We start from the raw sequence: 16,059 nt of genomic DNA, 5'->3' as shown, positions 1-16,059 counted from the left end.
CTGCCGGTCGCTAGGGTTCGGGGAACGGTCGACCAAAGTCATCAGATGTCAGCCCAAAGTCGTCTGATGCTGTCCCTGGCCTACATCCCCTGAGGAGACGCGCCATGCTCCACCGGCCACGCACGATGTTCGCATCTCTCGCCGCCGCGGCGACGGCCGCCGTACTGCTACTCACCGCCTGTGGTCCCGGCCCGGCCGAGAAGGCCGAGGGCCAGGTCACGCTGCAGATGGTCGAGAGCCTGACCAACCCGGCCCGCACCACGCTGCTGAAGAAGCTGATCGCCGACTTCGAGGCGGCGAACTCCGGGATCAAGGTGCAGCTGATCTCGCCACCGACCAACCAGGCGGACCAGAAGATCCAGCAGATGCTGCAGTCCGGCAAGGGCGTCGACGTACTGGAGGTGCGCGACACCACGGTCGGGCCGTTCTCGACGAACAAGTGGATCTACGACATGGCGCCCGACCTGAAGGACTGGGACGGTCTGCAGGCGCTCACTCCGAACGCGCTCAAGGTCGCCCAGCAGGGCGGCAAGTCGTACATGGTTCCGTACGGCTTCTACGGCCTGTCGCTGTTCTACCGCAAGGACCTCGTCCAGCAGGCCGGGTTCAGCGGCCCGCCGAAGAGCTGGGCCGAGCTGGTCGAGCAGGCGAAGAAGATCAACAACCCGTCGAAGAACGTCTACGGCTACTCGTTCCGCGGCGGCCTCGGCGCCGGCGGCAACGCGGTCGCGATCATCTCCGGGTACGTGATCGACGAGATCAACAAGGACAACGCGTTCAAGCTGACCGACGGCAAGACGATCTTCTCCTCGCCGAAGGCGGTCGACGCGCTCAACCAGTACGTCGACCTGTTCAAGAACGCCTCGCCGCCGTCGTCGGTCAGCTGGGGCTACCCGGAGATGGTGCAGGGCTTCACCTCCGGTACGACGGGCTTCCTGCTGCAGGACCCCGAGGTGATCGCGACGGTCAAGCAGTCCAAGACGATCAAGGAAGACCAGTGGGGTACGGCGCCTCTGCCGGTCGGGCCGACCGGGAAGGCGGCGCAACCGCTGGCGAACGCGGGCTGGGGTGTCGCGCAGGGCAGTGAGCACAAGCCGGAGGCCGTGAAGCTGGTGAAGTTCCTGACCTCGGGCGACGCGGCGATGACGTTCTCGAAGGAGAACAGCCTGGTGCCGATCCTGAAGTCGGCGGCCGAGGACCCGTTCTTCAAGGACGGCCCGTGGGCGTCGTACGTCGCGATGAACGAGTCGCCGGACACCTACATCGTGGTGACCCAGCCGCGGGGCGTGCCGTGGTCGACCGAGTGGGGCAACAAGTCCGACGCCGACGTACAGAAGCTGATCACCGGCAAGGCGCAACCCGCCGAGATCCTGAAGAGCTGGGACGAGTACTGGACCAAGAAGTGGGCCGGGAACTGAGCCTCGATCCGTGGGTCGTGCCCTGCTCGCTGCTGCCAAGACGCCCGGATCGAGACTTCAGATGGCTCTGACTGAAACTGACCGGCCGGCTCTGCGGCCACCCGAGACGAGGCGGCCGGTCAGCCGAAGGCGGTTCACCGGTCGTACCGCGTTGGTGTTGCTGGCGTTCATGATGCCGGCGATCGCGTTCGTCGGGGTGTTCACGTATTACCCGCTGTTGAGCGGGATTCAGATGGCGTTCCGGAACTACAACCTGAACGATCTGTCGGACACCTCGTGGGTCGGGCTGGACAACTTCCGGACGCTGCTGAACGACGAGATGTTCCGCGGGACGGTGACGAACTCGATCGTGTGGGTGGCAGGTTCGCTGATCCCGCAGTTCCTGATCGGGTTCACGATGGCGATGTGGCTGCGGCGGAGGTTCCGGTTCCGCGGCACCTACCAGGCGCTGGTGTTCTTCCCCTGGGCCGTGTCCGGGTTCCTGATCGGCATCCTGTTCCGCTGGATGTTCAACGGTGAGTTCGGCGTGGTCAACGACCTGCTGATGAAGACGCACCTGATCGACACCCCGGTGCCGTGGCTGGCCGATGCTCGCTATGCGATGTTCGCCGTGATCGTCGCGAACGTGTGGTACGGCGTGACCTTCTTCGCGATCATGATCCTCGCGGCACTGCAGTCGGTGCCGGAGGAGTTGTACGAGGCGGCCGCGATCGACGGCGCCGGCAAGGTCCGGACGTTGTTCAGCATCACCATCCCGTCGATCCGGACCACCCTGGCGCTGACCGTGCTGCTGCGGGTGATCTGGATCTTCAACTCGCCCGAACTGATCTTCGGCATGACCGGCGGCGGTCCGGCGAACGAGACGCACATCGTCACGTCGTACATGATCCAGGTGACCCAGGAGGGTGACTACGGCCGCGCGTCGGCGATGGGCGTGATGGTCGTGTTCGTGCTGATGCTGTTCGCGGTCTTCTACCTGATGGCGATCCGGCCACGGAAGGGACTCGCATGATCCGCTCCGAAACCCTGGCCGGCCGGATCGTGAAGTTCGGTGGGCTCGGCCTCTGCCTGATCTTCACCGTGTTCCCGCTGTACTGGATCCTGATCACGTCGTTCAAGGATCCGGGCACGATCTTCGCGTACCCGTTGAGGTACTGGCCGGGCTCCTGGTCGCTGGAGAACTACCGCGGCCTGTTCGACCAGTCGAACTTCGGTGTCTTCGTCGCCAACAGCCTGATCGTGTCGACGGTCGCGGCCGCGCTGGCCACGGTGGTCTCACTGCTGTCGGCGTACGTGCTGGCCCGGTTCGAGTTCGTCTCCAAGGGCGCGGTGATGGGTGCGTTCCTGGTGACCCAGATGATCCCCGGGTTCATCGCGCTCGGCTCGCTCTACATCCTGATGACGCGGATGTACCTGGTCGACAGTCGCTGGGGCCTGGTGCTGGTGTACGTCGCGGTGTCGATCCCGCTGTGCACAGTGATGCTGCGCGGATTCTTCGAGAACGTGCCGGCGTCGCTGGAGGAGGCGGCGATGGTGGACGGCTGCTCGCGGCTGTCCGCGCTGTTCCGGGTGCTGGTGCCGGTGATGACGCCGGGGATCGCGGCCTCGTACATCTTCAACTTCGTCAACTGCTGGAACGAGCTGTTCCTGTCCGTGACGCTGCTGAACAGCGACGGCAACAAGACGATCCCGGCCGCGCTGAACGGCTTCATCAGCAGCTACAACATCGACTGGGGCTCGATGTCGGCCGCCGCCGTACTCAGCATCGTGCCGACGATGGTCCTGTTCGCCGTCGCCAGTCGCTACATCGTGGAGGGGTTGACCGCGGGCGCCGTCAAGGAGTGAAGGAAGGCCGGCAGGTCCCACACCTGCCACTGCCGCACCCCGATCTCCCGGTACGGCGGCTGGGACGCGGGTGGTCCGCCGACCAAGACCGTCGCCATGCCCCGGGCGTACGGGACCTCCAGATTGACCGGGAGGTCGTCGAACATGGCGGCGCGGCCGGGGTCGACGGTGAAACGGGTCAGGAAGGCGTCGAAGCTCTCCGCGTACGGCTTCGGGATCAGGTCACCGGCGAGGATGTCGAAGATCCCGTCGAAGCAGGCGGTCAGTCCGAGCTGCCGCAGCGCCTGTTCGGCGTGGTACGCCGACCCGTTCGTGTAGACATACCGGCGACCCGGGAGAGCGCCGAGCGCCGCGGCGAGTGCCGGGTCCGGGCTGAGCACCGTGTAGTCGATCCGCCGCTCGAAACTCAGGAAGTCGTGCGGGTCGATGTTCCGCGTCGTCATCGCACCCCGGAGCGAGGTGCCGTACTGCGCGATCAGCTCGGCCTGGAGCTGCCGGGCGCCGATGACGTCGGTGCTGTACAGCTCGGCAAGGGACGCGAGGATGCCGTCGTTCACCTGCAGGGAGAGCGGCGACCCAGGCGGGTACAGGGTGTTGTCGAGATCCAGCACCCAGGTGTCGACATCGGCCAGCATCACTCCAGAGTAGTGACAGTATGGGCGGTGGCACCTACGGGAGGACGGGAGAAAGTGGCGACTGCGCTCATCACCGGGCCGGCGACAGGGATCGGCCGGGCGTTCGCGGACAAGCTGGCGCGGGAGGGGTACGACCTGGTGCTGGTGTCGCGGGACGAGGCGCGGCTGAAGGAGACCGCCGCCGAGCTCACGCGGCTGCACGGGGTCTCCTGTGAGGTGCTGGCGGCCGACCTGACCAACCCGGACGACCTGTCCAAGGTCGAGGAACGGTTCCGCACCGGGCCGATCGAGGTCCTGGTCAACAACGCCGGTTTCGGGCAGAAGAAGCCGTTCTGGGCGAACCCGGTCGAGGTCGAGGAGAAGCAGTTCGACCTGCTGGTCCGGGTGGTGCTGCGGCTGACGCATGCCGCCGTACTGCCGATGATCGAACGTGGATCGGGTGCGGTGGTCAACGTGTCGTCGATCGCCGGGTTCCTGCAGCGCGGCAGCTACAGCGCGCACAAGTCGTGGGTGACGAACTTCTCCGCCGGGCTGGCGATCGAGCTGCACTCGAAGGGTGTCGCGGTGATGGCGTTGTGCCCTGGGTTCGTGCGCACCGAGTTCCACGACCGGATGGGGATGGACAAGACGATCATCCCGTCGTTCATGTGGCTGGACGCGGCCGAGTTGGTCGACGCCGCCTGGAAGGACCTGATGCGCGGCAAGGCGATCTCCATCCCGTCCACCCGCTACAAACTCCTCACCGCCGCCGCCCGCGCCATCCCCCGGCCTCTCATCGCCCGCGTGTCCACCATCGGCCTGGACGGCCGTCGCCGCGCCTGATCCCGCGACCAACCAACCCGGTCTTGCGTGCGTCCAACGGGGCAGATCGAGGGGAAGGTTGGAGCCATGGGCGCAGGGGGAGTACGGCGAATTGCCGCGGTGGCCGGGGTGGTCGTGCTGGGAGGCGGCTTGGTGGCCTGTGGCAACCAAACCGATGGGGGTACGCCGTCTAGGAACGCGAGTGCGACGGGCAGCCCGAGTGCCACGCCGAGCGTGACGCCGACGCCGACGCCGGAGCGGTCGATTCCGGCGCCGCCGAAGACACCGACACTGGTGCCGAGTCAGCAGCCCACGCCGACGCAGCCGGCGGCCGCGCGGTTGCGGACGTCGATGCTGCTGACCGGAGCCGACGTCGCCACGGCGGATCCGAAGCGCGGCTGGATCATGACCACCGGGTCCAGCGACCCGATCTGCGGCCCGTCGTCGACCCGCGGTGACGGCGTCGGCGGAATTCTCTCCCGGAACTTCACCACCGAGCTGGACGCGTCCGGCGGTCAGTGGCTGACCCGGTACGGTGACGTGTCCGCGGCCGAGACGGCGTACGCGAAGATCGTCGCGACGATCAAGTCCTGCAGGGCGCTCGACCCCGCGCCCACTCACGCACGCAAGCTGACCGAGAACCGGACCCTACCGCTCGGCGACGCGACCACCATCCTGCGCTGGTACGACTACCCGCTGCCGTCCGATCCCGGCAGTGAGCCGGGCGGCTTCCCGTACGCCGTCACCCGCAAGGGCACCGTGGTCTCCGTCCTGGCCTTCCGCGAGATGGGCACGGGCGTCGCCCCGGCCAACTTCGAAGCCCTCACCCGCAGGGCCGCCAAGCGCCTGAGCTGATCGCCAGACAGGTTGCCGCGAGCAACAGCCAGGTCAGAGCTTCTCGGCGACCTCGGTCAGTACGGCGAGGGTCGCGGTGACGAGCGGGTGATCGGCCCGGCTTTGGCGGACGGCGGCGTACACGCGCCGTGTCGGAACCGGCTCGGTCAGCGGGCGGATCACCGCCAGCGCCGGTACGGCGAGCCGTGGGACCAGTGAGACGCCCCCGCCGGCCGCGACCAGGGCCGCGACGGCGCGGAAGTCGTCGGACTGATGGACGATCCGGGGCTGGAATCCGGCCTGCTCGCAGGCCAGCAGGACGACGTCGCGGATCGGGTTGCCGGGCGACGGCATCACCCAGTCGTCGCCGGCGAGCATCGGCAGCTCGATCGTGTCCGCCGCGGCGGCCGGGTGGTACGGCGGCAGTACGGCGACGAACGGCTCGGCGTACAAGGGGATCCGGACCAGGCGCTGGTCGTCCGGGCGGGGTGACCCGCGGTGCTCGACGGCGATCGCGATGTCCGCGTCGCCGTCGAGCAATCGGGTGATGCCTTGATGGCCTTCGGCGTCGCGGATGACGAGGTCAAGGCCGGGGTTGGTCTCGCGCAGACGGGCCAGTGCCGGCGCGACGAGCAGGCTGATCGCGGTCGCGAAGGCGGTGACGCGGACCTCACCGGTCGTGCCGTTCGCGTGCAAGCGCATCGCTTCCTCGGCGCGCTCGACCTCGGTGAGGATCGTGTCGGTGTGAGCGAGCAGCAGGCGGCCGGCCGAGGTGATGGCGACCCGGCGGCCGCGGCGTTCGAGCAGCTCCTGGCCGACCTCGGACTCCAGCGCCGCCAGTTGCTGCGAGACCGCCGAGGGGGTCAGGTGCAGCACCTCGGCGGCCGCGGTCACGGTGCCGTGATCAGCAAGCGCGCGCAGCACCCGCAACCTTCGTACCTCGATCACGAACCTCAGCTTCGCACAGCTCGTGACCGGCGCCGGGCAGCAGCGTCAGCGTGGAACGAGGCTCGGTGATAGCGGGTGCGGCCGCCATCGGCCGGGCCGACCGCAGCAGACGGCGTACGGCGCGGAGCCGGTGGAGGGGCCTGGTGTCCGGGACGGTCAGGGCGTAGGCCATTCCCGAGCGGGACTCCTCGGCGACCTTGTTGATGACATTGATTGGGAAGACGTACATCAGGTTGTTCCTTTCGACTCTTCGACGGTAGGAACTCGGACCTTGATACGTCCAATGAAAGTTCTTCGCAGAGTTGATGTGTTTGGTGCATGATCGATCGCATGGAACTGCGCCAGCTCAGATCGTTCGTGGTGGTGGCCGAGGAGATGAACGTCGGCCGGGCCGCCACCCGGCTGCATCTGACTCAGCCGTCGCTCAGCCGTCAGATCGCCGCCCTCGAGCGCGATCTGGGGGTCGAGTTGTTCGCCCGGGTACGACGCCGGTTCGTGCTGACCGCTGCCGGTGAGGCGTTCCTGACCGACGCGCAGGACCTGCTCCGGCGGTCCGACGAGGCGGTCCGCGCGGCGCAGCGGACCCAGCGCGGTGAGCTCGGGACCTTGCGGCTGCGCTTCGTCCAGTCCGCGACGTTCGAGGTGTTGCCGCGGTTGCTGGGCGCTTTCCGGCAGGCGTATCCGGAGGTCGTGCTCGATCTGGAGAGCGTGACGACGATCCGGCAGACCGAGGCGCTGCGCGACGGCCGGATCGACGTCGGCCTGATGCGCCCGGCAACGCCCGAAGGCGCGCGAACCACGGCGGGCCGCACCGCCGGCCTGCTGACGCGGGTCGTATCGAACGATCCGCTGGTGGCCGTGCTCCCAGCACGGCACCGGTTGGTACGGCGGAAGCGGATCAGGCTGGCCGAGCTCGCGGAGGACCCGTTCGTCTTCTACACGCGATCGAGCGGGCCCGCCGTGTTCGACACGATCGTCGGCTACTGTCGCGCGGCCGGTTTCACACCCCGGATCGAGCAAGAGGCGGCCGACGTACAGACGATCGTGTCCCTGGTCGCCGCCGGGCTCGGCGTCTCACTGCTCATCGGTCCGACCCCGCCGTCCAACCCGGAAGCAGTCGTCTACCGCGAGTTGTCCGACGACCTTCCTGCCTGGCAACTCTCCGTAGCCTGGTCCCCCGACAACCGTTCCCCCGTCCTCGCCCGCTTCCTCGACCTCCTCTGACCCCGCCCCCGCCTGCCCGCTTCGGCCCGTCGCCATTTGATGGGTTAACCCGTCAAATGGTGGGTTCTCCACTCGAAATACGAGTAGAGAACCCACAAGCTCAGTGGCTAACCACTGAAATGCCCGGCGGGGGAAGGGGGCTGGCGCCTGGTGGGTCTGGCGGGGTCAGCCGAAGGTGTCGGGGTCGCCGCCGGTGCGGACGCCGGTTTCGAGGTCGGCGATCGCGGCCATGTCGTCGTTGTCCAGCTGGAAGTCGAAGACGTCGAAGTTCTCCTTGATCCGGCTCGGGGTCTTCGACTTCGGGATGACCACGTTGCCGAGCTGCAGGTGCCAGCGGATGACCACCTGGGCCGGCGTCTTGCCGTGCTTGTCCGCCAGCGTCTTCAACGCGGGCTGGCTGAGCAGCTCGCCCTGCGCCAGCGGGCTCCACGCCTGCGTGACGATGTCGTTCTCCGCGTTGAACGCGCGCAGCTCGTCCTGCGGCAGCGCCGGGTGCAGCTCGATCTGGTTCACCGCCGGCCGGATCGTGGTCTCCTCGAACAGCCGCCGCAGCGCCGGCTCGTGGAAGTTCGACACCCCGATCGCGCGGACCCGCTTGTCGGCGTACAACTGCTCGAACGCCTTCCAGGTCTCGACGTACTTGTCCTTCTTCAGCGACTGCCAGTGGATCAGGTACAGGTCGACGTACTCGAGCCCGAGCCGCTCCAGGCTGGCGTCGAACGCCTTCAGGGTGGTGTCGTACCCCTGGTCGCTGTTCCACAGCTTGGTGGTGATGAAGAGTTCGTCGCGAGGCAGGCCGGACGCGGCGATCGCCCGCCCGACGCCGGCCTCGTTGCCGTAGATCGCCGCCGTGTCCACGTGCCGGTAGCCGGCCTCGAACGCGGTGGTCACGACATCGGTGACGATGTCGTTCTCGATCTGCCAGACCCCCAGACCCAGCTGCGGGATCTCGACGCCGTTGTCCAGAGTGATGGTGGGGACTGTGCTCATCTGTCTATTCCAGCGGGCCCAAGGGTTCGGGCCCAGTCATCTGACGTGTGACAACAACCTCATTAACCGGCCGTAACCACCTCATAGGTCTTCGCATCCGGTTCCAGGAACCGCAGCAGCCCCGCTCCCTCCCGCTCCAGCTCGGTCGTGATCTTCTTCGTCGTAGGCGCGAACGGGGTGAGCGTGAGAGTGGCCACACCACGCTTCTTCGCCGCCGTCCACAGGCCCGCGACCAGGCCGTCCACGGTGTACGTCGCCTTGACCCGCAAGTTCTTGGTGAACACGGCCGGTTTGTGCTCGTCGGCGATGATCCGCTCGCGTTTGGCGTGGGCGAGCAGCAGATTGTCGAACTCCGGCAGGAACCTGACCGGCGCCGGCATGTCCGGATCCGGGCGCGGTCCGTCCGGTACGTCGTACAGCGTCTTGCCGGACTCGTCGGTGAACTGCTCCAGCTCGAGACCGTCGAACACCGGCTTCGCCTTCGGCAACCCGGACCAGGTCTGGAAGTCGGCCGGTGTCGCCGGGCCGAACACCTCCAGATAGCGGATGACGAGCTCCTCGGGTACGGCCTTCGGGTGCAGCTTCCCGCCCAGCCAGTCCTCGGCCGGGGTGAAGCGGGCGTTCGCCGGCCAGGCCCAGCGGGTGCCGGTCGGGTACATCACCAGCGGCACCATCATCCGGGTGCAGAACCCGAGCGCCCGCTCGTTCACCGCGGGAAACTCCTTCTGCAGCGCGTCCCGCACCTCGGTGAACGTCAACGGCTCCTTGGCCAGGATCTTCCGCGCCGCCCTGACGACCTTGTCCGGCTCGAGCCCTTCGCCCCGCTCCTTGAGCATCCGAAGCCCGGCCTCGAGCACGGGCGCCAAGGTCGTCCTGAACCGCAAGTAGTCCTGAGCGGTCACCAGATGCAACGTCCCACGGAACAACGTCGCCCGGACGACGTCGCGCTCCTCGACCGCCTGATTCAGGTCCCCCTCCGCGAACCCCTCCAGCCGAGACCACAACCCGACGTACGGATGCTTCGGCTCTTGCCCCTGCATCCCCACCAACCGCCCGACGGCCTCCACCACCGGCACATCCGCCCGCTCCAGCAACAACTGCCTCGCGAGCGTCGCCCGGTTGATCGCCTTCGCACTCAGGACTGCCATACCCACATCCTGCCGGTCAGCGCCGACAGATCAGCTGTAGTCCTTCTCGTCGTACTTCGGGAGACCGAGCAGCCGGCGGATTTCGGCGGCAGGGGCCTTGCCGCTCTCCGCCGAGGCGAGCTTCACGTGCCGGGCCATCTCCGACAGGCTGTCGGCTGCCGCAACTCGCAGCCAGTGCGGGCGTGCGGCCACGTCCGCCTTCACCAACGCCTTGATCTGGGGCGCCACCTTGCTCGGCCAGGTGATCGACGACAGCGCCTGCGACTCGGCCAGGTTTGCCGCCGCAACTGCTCGGGCCCGGGCCTGCAGTGTTGCCACGGAGGCGTTGCCGTTCGCGGCCTTCTCGAAGCGCTCCAGCGCGACGTTGTACGGCCGGGTCACCTGCAGGTAGCGCTTGCCCGCCGCAGCCACACTCAGCTGCACCGGCGTAGCCCGCACCACAGGAGCACTCCGCTCGGGCGTCGTACTAGGTGTTGCACTCGGCGAAGCCGGTGGACTCGGGGAGGCCGCTACCGGCGTCTCCCCGTCCTCACCACAGGCTGCGACGAACAGCAGCCCAACCACCCCAACAACAACCACCAACCGACGCATGACGCTCCCTCACCCGGACGGACCGGAACACCCTAGCCCTCACCGGACACGCAGCTATGTCGGAAGAACTGCCGAGACGTCTCCCAGGTCGCCCGCCAGGCCAGCGCGGGCTTCGATGAAGGCGGCGGCGTTACTCGCGGCCGGGTGATGCAACGGCGAGGGAGTTGCGGCGGCAGGCGTTCGCCAGCCGGTCGTCGTAGGTGACGACGAGGTCGGCGTCGATCAACACTGCCGTTGCAAGGTGGATGGCATCGAGGCTCCGCAGCACCAGCGGCTCGATCCGGCGAGCGACGCTGACGACCTCGGCGGTCATCGGCCGCTCGTCGATACCGGACATCGCCCCATCGATCAGATCGCCGGCAGTCTCTGGGGCCTTGGCGCGCGCCAGCACGGCGCGCGACACCTCGACCCAGGCGAGCGAAGACGACGCCAAGAGGTCGGCCTGCTGGTAGTGCGCATCGAGGAAGTCCACCAGATCAGTGGATTCCTGCTCGACGATCACTCGCTTGATCAGGGCGCTGCTATCCAGGTAAACGCGCATCAGAAGCGGTCGTCCCGATCGAGCAGGCCGAGACTGTCGGTGCCCTTCGGGAGGCGGAGTCGTGGCGTCACCCTCCGATACGTCACCCGCGCCGGACGTACTACCTGCGCCGCCCTGGCCCGTTCTCGATCGCTTGCGGAGGAATCGTCCTCGGCCAAGTGGAGGTGCCGGGCGACAGCTTCCCGGACGATCTCCTGCTGTGACCTGCCGGTGCGGTCAGCCTCGGCCTGGAGCGCCGACGCGGTCTCAGGACTGAGTCTCAGATTCATGGCCATGAGCTCATGGTACCGCGAGCGGTACCATGATCGGCACCAATACTGAGGGGTCAGGTGAGGGCGGCGCGGGCCTCTGTGAAGGCGGCGATGGCGTGTTCGACGTCCTCGGTGGAGTGGGCCGCGGAGAGTTGGACGCGGATGCGGGCCTTGCCGTGGGGTACGACGGGGTAGGAGAAGCCGATCACGTAGACGCCGAGCTCGAGGAGCTTGTCGGCGAGCCGGCCCGCTTCGGCGGCGTCGCCGATCATGACGGGGGAGATGGGGTGGTCGCCGGGGAGGACGTCGAAGCCGGCCTCGGTCATCTTCGTGCGGAAGAGTTTGGTGTTGGCCGCGAGCTTGTCGCGCAGGTCGCTGGAGCCGCCGATGAGTTCGAGCGCCTTCAGGGAGGCCGCGGTGACGGACGGCGCCAGGGAGTTGGAGAAGAGATAGGGGCGGGAGCGCTGCCGCAGCAGTTCGACGATCTCGCGGCGGCCGGAGACATAGCCGCCGGACGCGCCGCCGAGGGCCTTGCCGAGGGTGCCGGTCAGTACGTCGACGCGGTCCTTCACGCCGAACAGTGACGGGGTGCCGGCGCCGTCGGGGCCGACGAAGCCGACCGCGTGCGAGTCGTCGACCATGACCAGGGCGTCGTACCGGTCGGCCAGGTCGCAGATCTCGTCGAGCGGGGCGACGTACCCGTCCATCGAGAAGACGCCGTCGGTCGCGATCAGCCGGTACCGGGCGTCGGCCGCGTCCTTGAGCTGCGCCTCCAGGTCGGCCATGTCACGGTTCTTGTAGCGGTAGCGGCGGGCCTTCGACAGCCGGATGCCGTCGATGATGCTGGCGTGGTTGAGCTCGTCGGAGATGACCGCGTCCTCGGCGCCGAGCAGGGTCTCGAACAGGCCCCCGTTGGCGTCGAAGCAGGAGCTGTAGAGGATGGTGTCCTCGGCGCCGAGGAAGTTGCTCAGGGCACCTTCCAGGTCCTTGTGGATCTGCTGGGTGCCGCAGATGAACCGAACCGAGGCCATCCCGAAGCCCCACTGGTCCAGGGCGGCGCGGGCGGCCGCGATCACCTCGGGATGGTCGGCCAGCCCGAGGTAGTTGTTGGCGCAGAAGTTCAGCACCTCCTTGCCTGAAGCAACGGAGATCGCAGCCTGCTGCGGTGAGGTGATCACCCGCTCGGACTTGTACAGCCCGGCGTCCCGGATCTCGCCGATGGTCGCCGTCAGGTCGTCCCGCATCCGCCCGAACATCAGTGCTTCTCCTCCAGAGATTCCGTCGTCCAGTCCATGATCACCTTGCCGCAGTGCCCCTGCCGGGCGACGTCGAAGGCGTGCTCGAAGTCGCCGTACCCGAACCGGTGGGTGATCACCGGGGTCAGGTCCAGGCCGCGTTCCAGCATCACCGACATCGAGTACCAGGTCTCGAACATCTCCCGGCCGTAGATTCCCTTGATCGTCAGCATGTTGAGCACCACCGTGCTCCAGTCGATCGCGATCTCGTCCGACGGCAGCCCGAGCATCGCGATCCGGCCGCCGTGGGTCATGTTCGCGAGCATGTCCCGCAGCGCGGCCGGCTGCCCGGACATCTCCATCCCGACGTCGAACCCTTCCCGCATGCCGAGGCTCTGCTGCGCCTCCGCGATGCTCTCCGAACCGACGTTCACCGCGCGGGTGACACCGATCTTGCGGGCCAGGTCCAGCCGGTACTCCGACAGGTCGGTGATCACCACGTTGCGCGCACCGGCGTGCAGGGCGACCGCCGCGGCCATCACGCCGATCGGCCCGGCGCCGGTGATCAGCACGTCCTCGCCGACCAGCGGGAACGACAGTGCGGTGTGTACGGCGTTGCCGAACGGATCGAAGATCGCGGCCACGTCCAGGTCGACCCGATCCTTGTGGACCCACGCGTTGCTCGCGGGCAGGGCGACGTACTCGGCGAAAGCGCCCGGTACGTGGACGCCGAGGCCGCGGGTCTTGATGCACAGGTGGCGGCGGCCGGCCCGGCAGTTGCGGCAACGGCCGCAGACCAGGTGACCCTCGCCGCTGACCAGGTCACCGACGGCGACATCGCGGACGCCGACGCCGATCTCGACCACCTCACCGCAGAACTCGTGGCCGATCACCATCGGTACCCGCACGTTCTTCTGCGCCCAGTGGTCCCAGCTCTGGATGTGCAGGTCGGTGCCGCACAACCCGGTACGGAGCACCTTGATCAGCACCTCGTCGGCCTCGATCTTCGGCTCCGGAACGTCCTGCAACCACAGACCGGGCTTCGCCTCGGCCTTGACGAGCGCCTTCACAGCACACCTCCACCTTCGACGATCGTCCACATCGTCGTCCCGGGCAACCACCGGCGTCCATCGACACGTGGTACACAGCCTTTGCAGTTCGTCTGCATACGTGGCCAGAAAGCAAGAGGAGGGGAGAGTGCGGGTGAGCAAGAAAGCCTGATCTACCCCGTGATCTAGGCTGGTGCGCCATGAGCTTCGATCGGGACGGCCTGCTGGAGCAGGTGAGAACCAAAGCCATCGTGCATGGCAAGGTGACGCTGGCGTCGGGGAAGGAAGCCGACTACTACGTCGACCTGCGCCGGATCACGCTGGACGCGGCCGCGGCCCCGCTGATCGGGCCCGCGATGCTCGAGCTGACCAAGGATCTCGAGTACGACGCGGTCGGCGGCCTGACCCTCGGCGCGGACCCGGTGGCGATGTCGATGCTGCACGCGGCCGCGCAACAGGGCCGACGGCTGGACGCGTTCGTCGTACGCAAGGCGGAGAAGACGCACGGTCTGCAGCGGCGGATCGAGGGGCCGGACGTGAAGGGTCGCCGGGTGCTCGCGGTCGAGGACACCTCCACCACCGGCGGCTCGGTGCTGACCGCGGTCGAGGCGCTGCGCGAGGCCGGCGCCGAGGTGGTCGCGGTCGCGGTGATCGTGGACCGGGCGACCGGAGCGCAGCAGAAGGTCGAGTCGGAAGGCCTGGAGTACCGAGCGGTGTTCGGCCTCGAAGACCTAGGTCTCTGATGGACCTCAACCCGGTCGTGATGATCCTGATCGCCCTGGTGGTCGGAGTCGGGATCTTCTACTTCAACTACATGGCGGCGAAGAAGCGCCGGGAGATGTTCGCCGGTTTCGCCGCGCAGCAGGGCTGGTCGTACGTGCCGGCCAACAACGCGCTGACTCATCAGTGGGCGGGTACGCCGTTCGGGGCCGGTGACAACCGCCGGGCGTTGAACGTGCTCTCCGGTGCGTTCAACGGTCACCCGATGGTTGCCTTCGACTACAGCTACCAGACGCACTCGACCGACTCGAAGGGCCGTCGTACGACGACCACGCACAAGTTCGGCGTCGTCGTACTGCAACTTCCGGGCGCGCTGCCGCACCTGGAGGTCACGCACGAGGGGATCTTCGGCGGGGCGGTGGCGAACGCGTTCGGGTTCCGCGACATCCAGTTCGAGAGCGACCAGTTCAACCGGAGGTTCCGGGTCAAGGCGGACGACGAGCGGTTCGGGCACGCGGTCGTGACGCCGCGGATGATGGAGCTGCTGCTGGCCCGTGGGGAGATCGGCTGGCGGGTCGAGGGGAACTCGCTGGTCGGCTGGGACAAGGGCGCGCACAACCCGGCCGAGGTGATGAACCGCCTCGCCCTGCTGCAACAGGTCGTCGAGCAGGTCCCGCCGTACGTGTGGCGCGACTACGCCGGCGTCGACCCGCGCGTGCAGCAGCCGCCGCAGAACATCTAGACCTCCATCGGACCCGATCACCCGTAGAGTCGCTGCTGAGCATCGCCAACACTCGGGAGCAGGGGAATGCTGAGCTTCGTCATCATCGCGATCGTCGCGGTCGTCGTGATTGTGGGAATCGCGCTGATCGTGTCGTACAACCGGTTCGTCAAGCAGCGGAACCTGATCCAGGAGTCGTGGCGGCAGATCGACGTCGAGCTGCACCGCCGGTACGACCTGATCCCGAACCTGGTCGAGTCCGTCCGGGCGTACGCCGCACACGAGCGGCACGTGTTCGAGGAGGTGGCCCGGCTGCGGACCCAGGCGGTGAACGTGCAGGGTGCCGCGCCGGAGCAGCGGGCCGCGGCGGAGAGCGAGCTGTCCGGTGCGCTGCGTCAGCTGATGGTCTCGGTCGAGGCGTACCCGCAGCTGCAGTCGAACCAGAACTTCCTCAACCTGCAGCGCGAGCTGACCGACACCGAGGACCGGATCGCGGCCGGCCGGCGGTTCTTCAACGCCAACGTGGGTGACTACAACACCCGGGTCGAGGCGTTCCCGTCGAACCTCATCGCGAACGGCTTCAAGTTCGAGAAGGCCGGCTACTTCGAGATCAACGACGAGCAGGTGCGCTCGGTCCCGCAGGTCTCGTTCGGCACCATCGGCTCGGTCGCCGGTGAGCAGACGCCGCCGCAGATGCGGCCCGGGCCGCACTCGTCGGGGCAGATCCAGCCGCAGATTCCGGGTGACCAGGGCGGCTACCAGGCCCAGCCCCAGTTCCCCGGCTACCAGCAGCCGGGTCAGCCGGTCCAGGCGCCGTACCAGGGCCAGCCGGGTCAGTACCAGGGCCAGCCGGGTCAGCACCAAGGCCAGCCACCGGTGGGCGGCCCGCCTGCGGGTTCCCCCAGCCCGCAGGACGGACAGCCGCCGTTCACCGGTGGCCATTAGCACCGGTTCCCCGTGGTTCGGGACCCCCGACCCCGAACTCACTACCAGTGCCAGACCCGGGTGCGACGGCGGTCAGTCGCCGCTCCCAGGCCTGCCCTCCCCCCGGTACCGGGGTCAACACTGCCGCAGTGAGATACATCCGGCGTACATCGCCCTTCCGGAG

At 67.6% G+C, this 16,059-nt stretch carries 19 protein-coding genes; 9 read left to right on the top strand and 10 right to left on the bottom strand.

The window, feature by feature from the left end:
• Positions 1 to 104: 104 nt before the first annotated feature.
• The 3 genes from AB0F43_RS27655 to AB0F43_RS27645 all read left to right on the top strand — a co-directional run bounded on the left by AB0F43_RS27655 (position 105) and on the right by AB0F43_RS27645 (position 3,263).
• On the top strand, positions 105 to 1,418 hold the full coding sequence (locus AB0F43_RS27655; protein WP_360482858.1) for a sugar ABC transporter substrate-binding protein: 1,314 nt from the start codon (positions 105 to 107) through the stop codon (positions 1,416 to 1,418).
• Positions 1,419 to 1,479: 61 nt separating this feature from the next.
• Entirely contained in the window at positions 1,480 to 2,430 is a 951-nt protein-coding gene (locus tag AB0F43_RS27650; RefSeq protein ID WP_360482855.1) for a sugar ABC transporter permease, read from the top strand.
• Positions 2,427 to 3,263 (top strand): carbohydrate ABC transporter permease, encoded by an 837-nt coding sequence (locus tag AB0F43_RS27645; protein WP_360482852.1) that lies wholly within the window; start codon positions 2,427 to 2,429, stop codon positions 3,261 to 3,263. Before AB0F43_RS27650 ends, AB0F43_RS27645 begins: the two co-directional genes overlap by 4 nt.
• Here the strand turns inward: AB0F43_RS27645 and AB0F43_RS27640 are convergent.
• The gene (locus tag AB0F43_RS27640; RefSeq protein ID WP_360482849.1) at positions 3,221 to 3,898 is read right to left on the bottom strand and encodes a pyrimidine 5'-nucleotidase; all 678 of its coding nucleotides are present in this window, start codon (positions 3,896 to 3,898) and stop codon (positions 3,221 to 3,223) included. The genes AB0F43_RS27645 and AB0F43_RS27640 overlap by 43 nt on opposite strands.
• Positions 3,899 to 3,952: 54 nt before the next feature.
• Between AB0F43_RS27640 and AB0F43_RS27635 the strand changes: the two genes are divergently transcribed.
• Together AB0F43_RS27635 and AB0F43_RS27630 are read left to right on the top strand one after the other, a co-directional pair.
• Positions 3,953 to 4,720, top strand: a complete 768-nt coding sequence (locus tag AB0F43_RS27635) for an SDR family oxidoreductase (RefSeq protein WP_360482846.1) — start codon at positions 3,953 to 3,955, stop codon at positions 4,718 to 4,720.
• Positions 4,721 to 4,786: 66 nt separating this feature from the next.
• Positions 4,787 to 5,554, top strand: coding sequence for a hypothetical protein (locus tag AB0F43_RS27630; protein WP_360482843.1), 768 nt, complete (start codon positions 4,787 to 4,789; stop codon positions 5,552 to 5,554).
• A 33-nt stretch (positions 5,555 to 5,587) separates the two neighbouring features.
• Here AB0F43_RS27630 and AB0F43_RS27625 read toward each other — a convergent pair whose 3' ends face one another.
• Positions 5,588 to 6,481 (bottom strand): LysR family transcriptional regulator, encoded by an 894-nt coding sequence (locus tag AB0F43_RS27625; protein ID WP_360482840.1) that lies wholly within the window; start codon positions 6,479 to 6,481, stop codon positions 5,588 to 5,590.
• A complete protein-coding gene (locus tag AB0F43_RS27620) occupies positions 6,438 to 6,710 on the bottom strand; it encodes a hypothetical protein (protein WP_360482837.1) in 273 nt (90 codons plus the stop codon). The genes AB0F43_RS27625 and AB0F43_RS27620 overlap by 44 nt, the downstream gene beginning before the upstream one ends.
• 101 nt (positions 6,711 to 6,811) lie before the next feature.
• Here AB0F43_RS27620 and AB0F43_RS27615 point away from each other — a divergent pair, with 101 nt between their 5' ends.
• Positions 6,812 to 7,705: a LysR family transcriptional regulator gene (locus AB0F43_RS27615; protein WP_360482834.1), complete on the top strand. Its 894-nt coding sequence runs from the start codon at positions 6,812 to 6,814 to the stop codon at positions 7,703 to 7,705.
• Positions 7,706 to 7,870: 165 nt separating this feature from the next.
• Here AB0F43_RS27615 and AB0F43_RS27610 read toward each other — a convergent pair whose 3' ends face one another.
• The 7 genes from AB0F43_RS27610 to tdh all read right to left on the bottom strand — a co-directional run bounded on the left by AB0F43_RS27610 (position 7,871) and on the right by tdh (position 13,531).
• Positions 7,871 to 8,695 (bottom strand): aldo/keto reductase, encoded by an 825-nt coding sequence (locus AB0F43_RS27610; RefSeq protein ID WP_360482831.1) that lies wholly within the window; start codon positions 8,693 to 8,695, stop codon positions 7,871 to 7,873.
• A 62-nt stretch (positions 8,696 to 8,757) separates the two neighbouring features.
• Positions 8,758 to 9,843: a winged helix DNA-binding domain-containing protein gene (locus AB0F43_RS27605; protein ID WP_360482828.1), complete on the bottom strand. Its 1,086-nt coding sequence runs from the start codon at positions 9,841 to 9,843 to the stop codon at positions 8,758 to 8,760.
• A gap of 30 nt (positions 9,844 to 9,873) precedes the next feature.
• Positions 9,874 to 10,434 carry a hypothetical protein gene (locus AB0F43_RS27600; protein ID WP_360482825.1) on the bottom strand — a complete coding sequence of 187 codons (561 nt, stop codon included), beginning with the start codon at positions 10,432 to 10,434 and terminating at the stop codon, positions 9,874 to 9,876.
• Between the two features lie 130 nt (positions 10,435 to 10,564).
• Positions 10,565 to 10,975 (bottom strand): type II toxin-antitoxin system VapC family toxin, encoded by a 411-nt coding sequence (locus AB0F43_RS27595; RefSeq protein WP_360482822.1) that lies wholly within the window; start codon positions 10,973 to 10,975, stop codon positions 10,565 to 10,567.
• Positions 10,975 to 11,250 (bottom strand): ribbon-helix-helix protein, CopG family, encoded by a 276-nt coding sequence (locus AB0F43_RS27590; RefSeq protein WP_360482819.1) that lies wholly within the window; start codon positions 11,248 to 11,250, stop codon positions 10,975 to 10,977. Before AB0F43_RS27590 ends, AB0F43_RS27595 begins: the two co-directional genes overlap by 1 nt.
• A 50-nt stretch (positions 11,251 to 11,300) precedes the next feature.
• Entirely contained in the window at positions 11,301 to 12,470 is a 1,170-nt protein-coding gene (locus tag AB0F43_RS27585) for a glycine C-acetyltransferase (RefSeq protein WP_360483214.1), read from the bottom strand.
• 11 nt (positions 12,471 to 12,481) lie between these two features.
• A complete protein-coding gene (gene tdh, locus AB0F43_RS27580) occupies positions 12,482 to 13,531 on the bottom strand; it encodes an L-threonine 3-dehydrogenase (RefSeq protein WP_360482816.1) in 1,050 nt (349 codons plus the stop codon).
• A 179-nt stretch (positions 13,532 to 13,710) separates the two neighbouring features.
• On the opposite strand from tdh, the gene pyrE reads away from it, so the two are divergent.
• From pyrE to AB0F43_RS27565, 3 genes are all read left to right on the top strand, one after another.
• Entirely contained in the window at positions 13,711 to 14,253 is a 543-nt protein-coding gene (pyrE, locus tag AB0F43_RS27575) for an orotate phosphoribosyltransferase (RefSeq protein ID WP_360482814.1), read from the top strand.
• Positions 14,253 to 14,972, top strand: a complete 720-nt coding sequence (locus AB0F43_RS27570) for a hypothetical protein (protein ID WP_360482811.1) — start codon at positions 14,253 to 14,255, stop codon at positions 14,970 to 14,972. The genes pyrE and AB0F43_RS27570 overlap by 1 nt, the downstream gene beginning before the upstream one ends.
• A 66-nt stretch (positions 14,973 to 15,038) precedes the next feature.
• On the top strand, positions 15,039 to 15,896 hold the full coding sequence (locus tag AB0F43_RS27565) for a LemA family protein (RefSeq protein WP_360482808.1): 858 nt from the start codon (positions 15,039 to 15,041) through the stop codon (positions 15,894 to 15,896).
• Positions 15,897 to 16,059: the final 163 nt, after the last annotated feature.

Origin of the sequence: Kribbella sp. NPDC023972 (genome assembly GCF_040639075.1) — a bacterium.
GTDB lineage: Bacteria > Actinomycetota > Actinomycetes > Propionibacteriales > Kribbellaceae > Kribbella.
The sequence above is the reverse complement of the archived record's forward strand: the minus strand, read 5'-3'. Positions and strand labels throughout refer to the sequence as shown.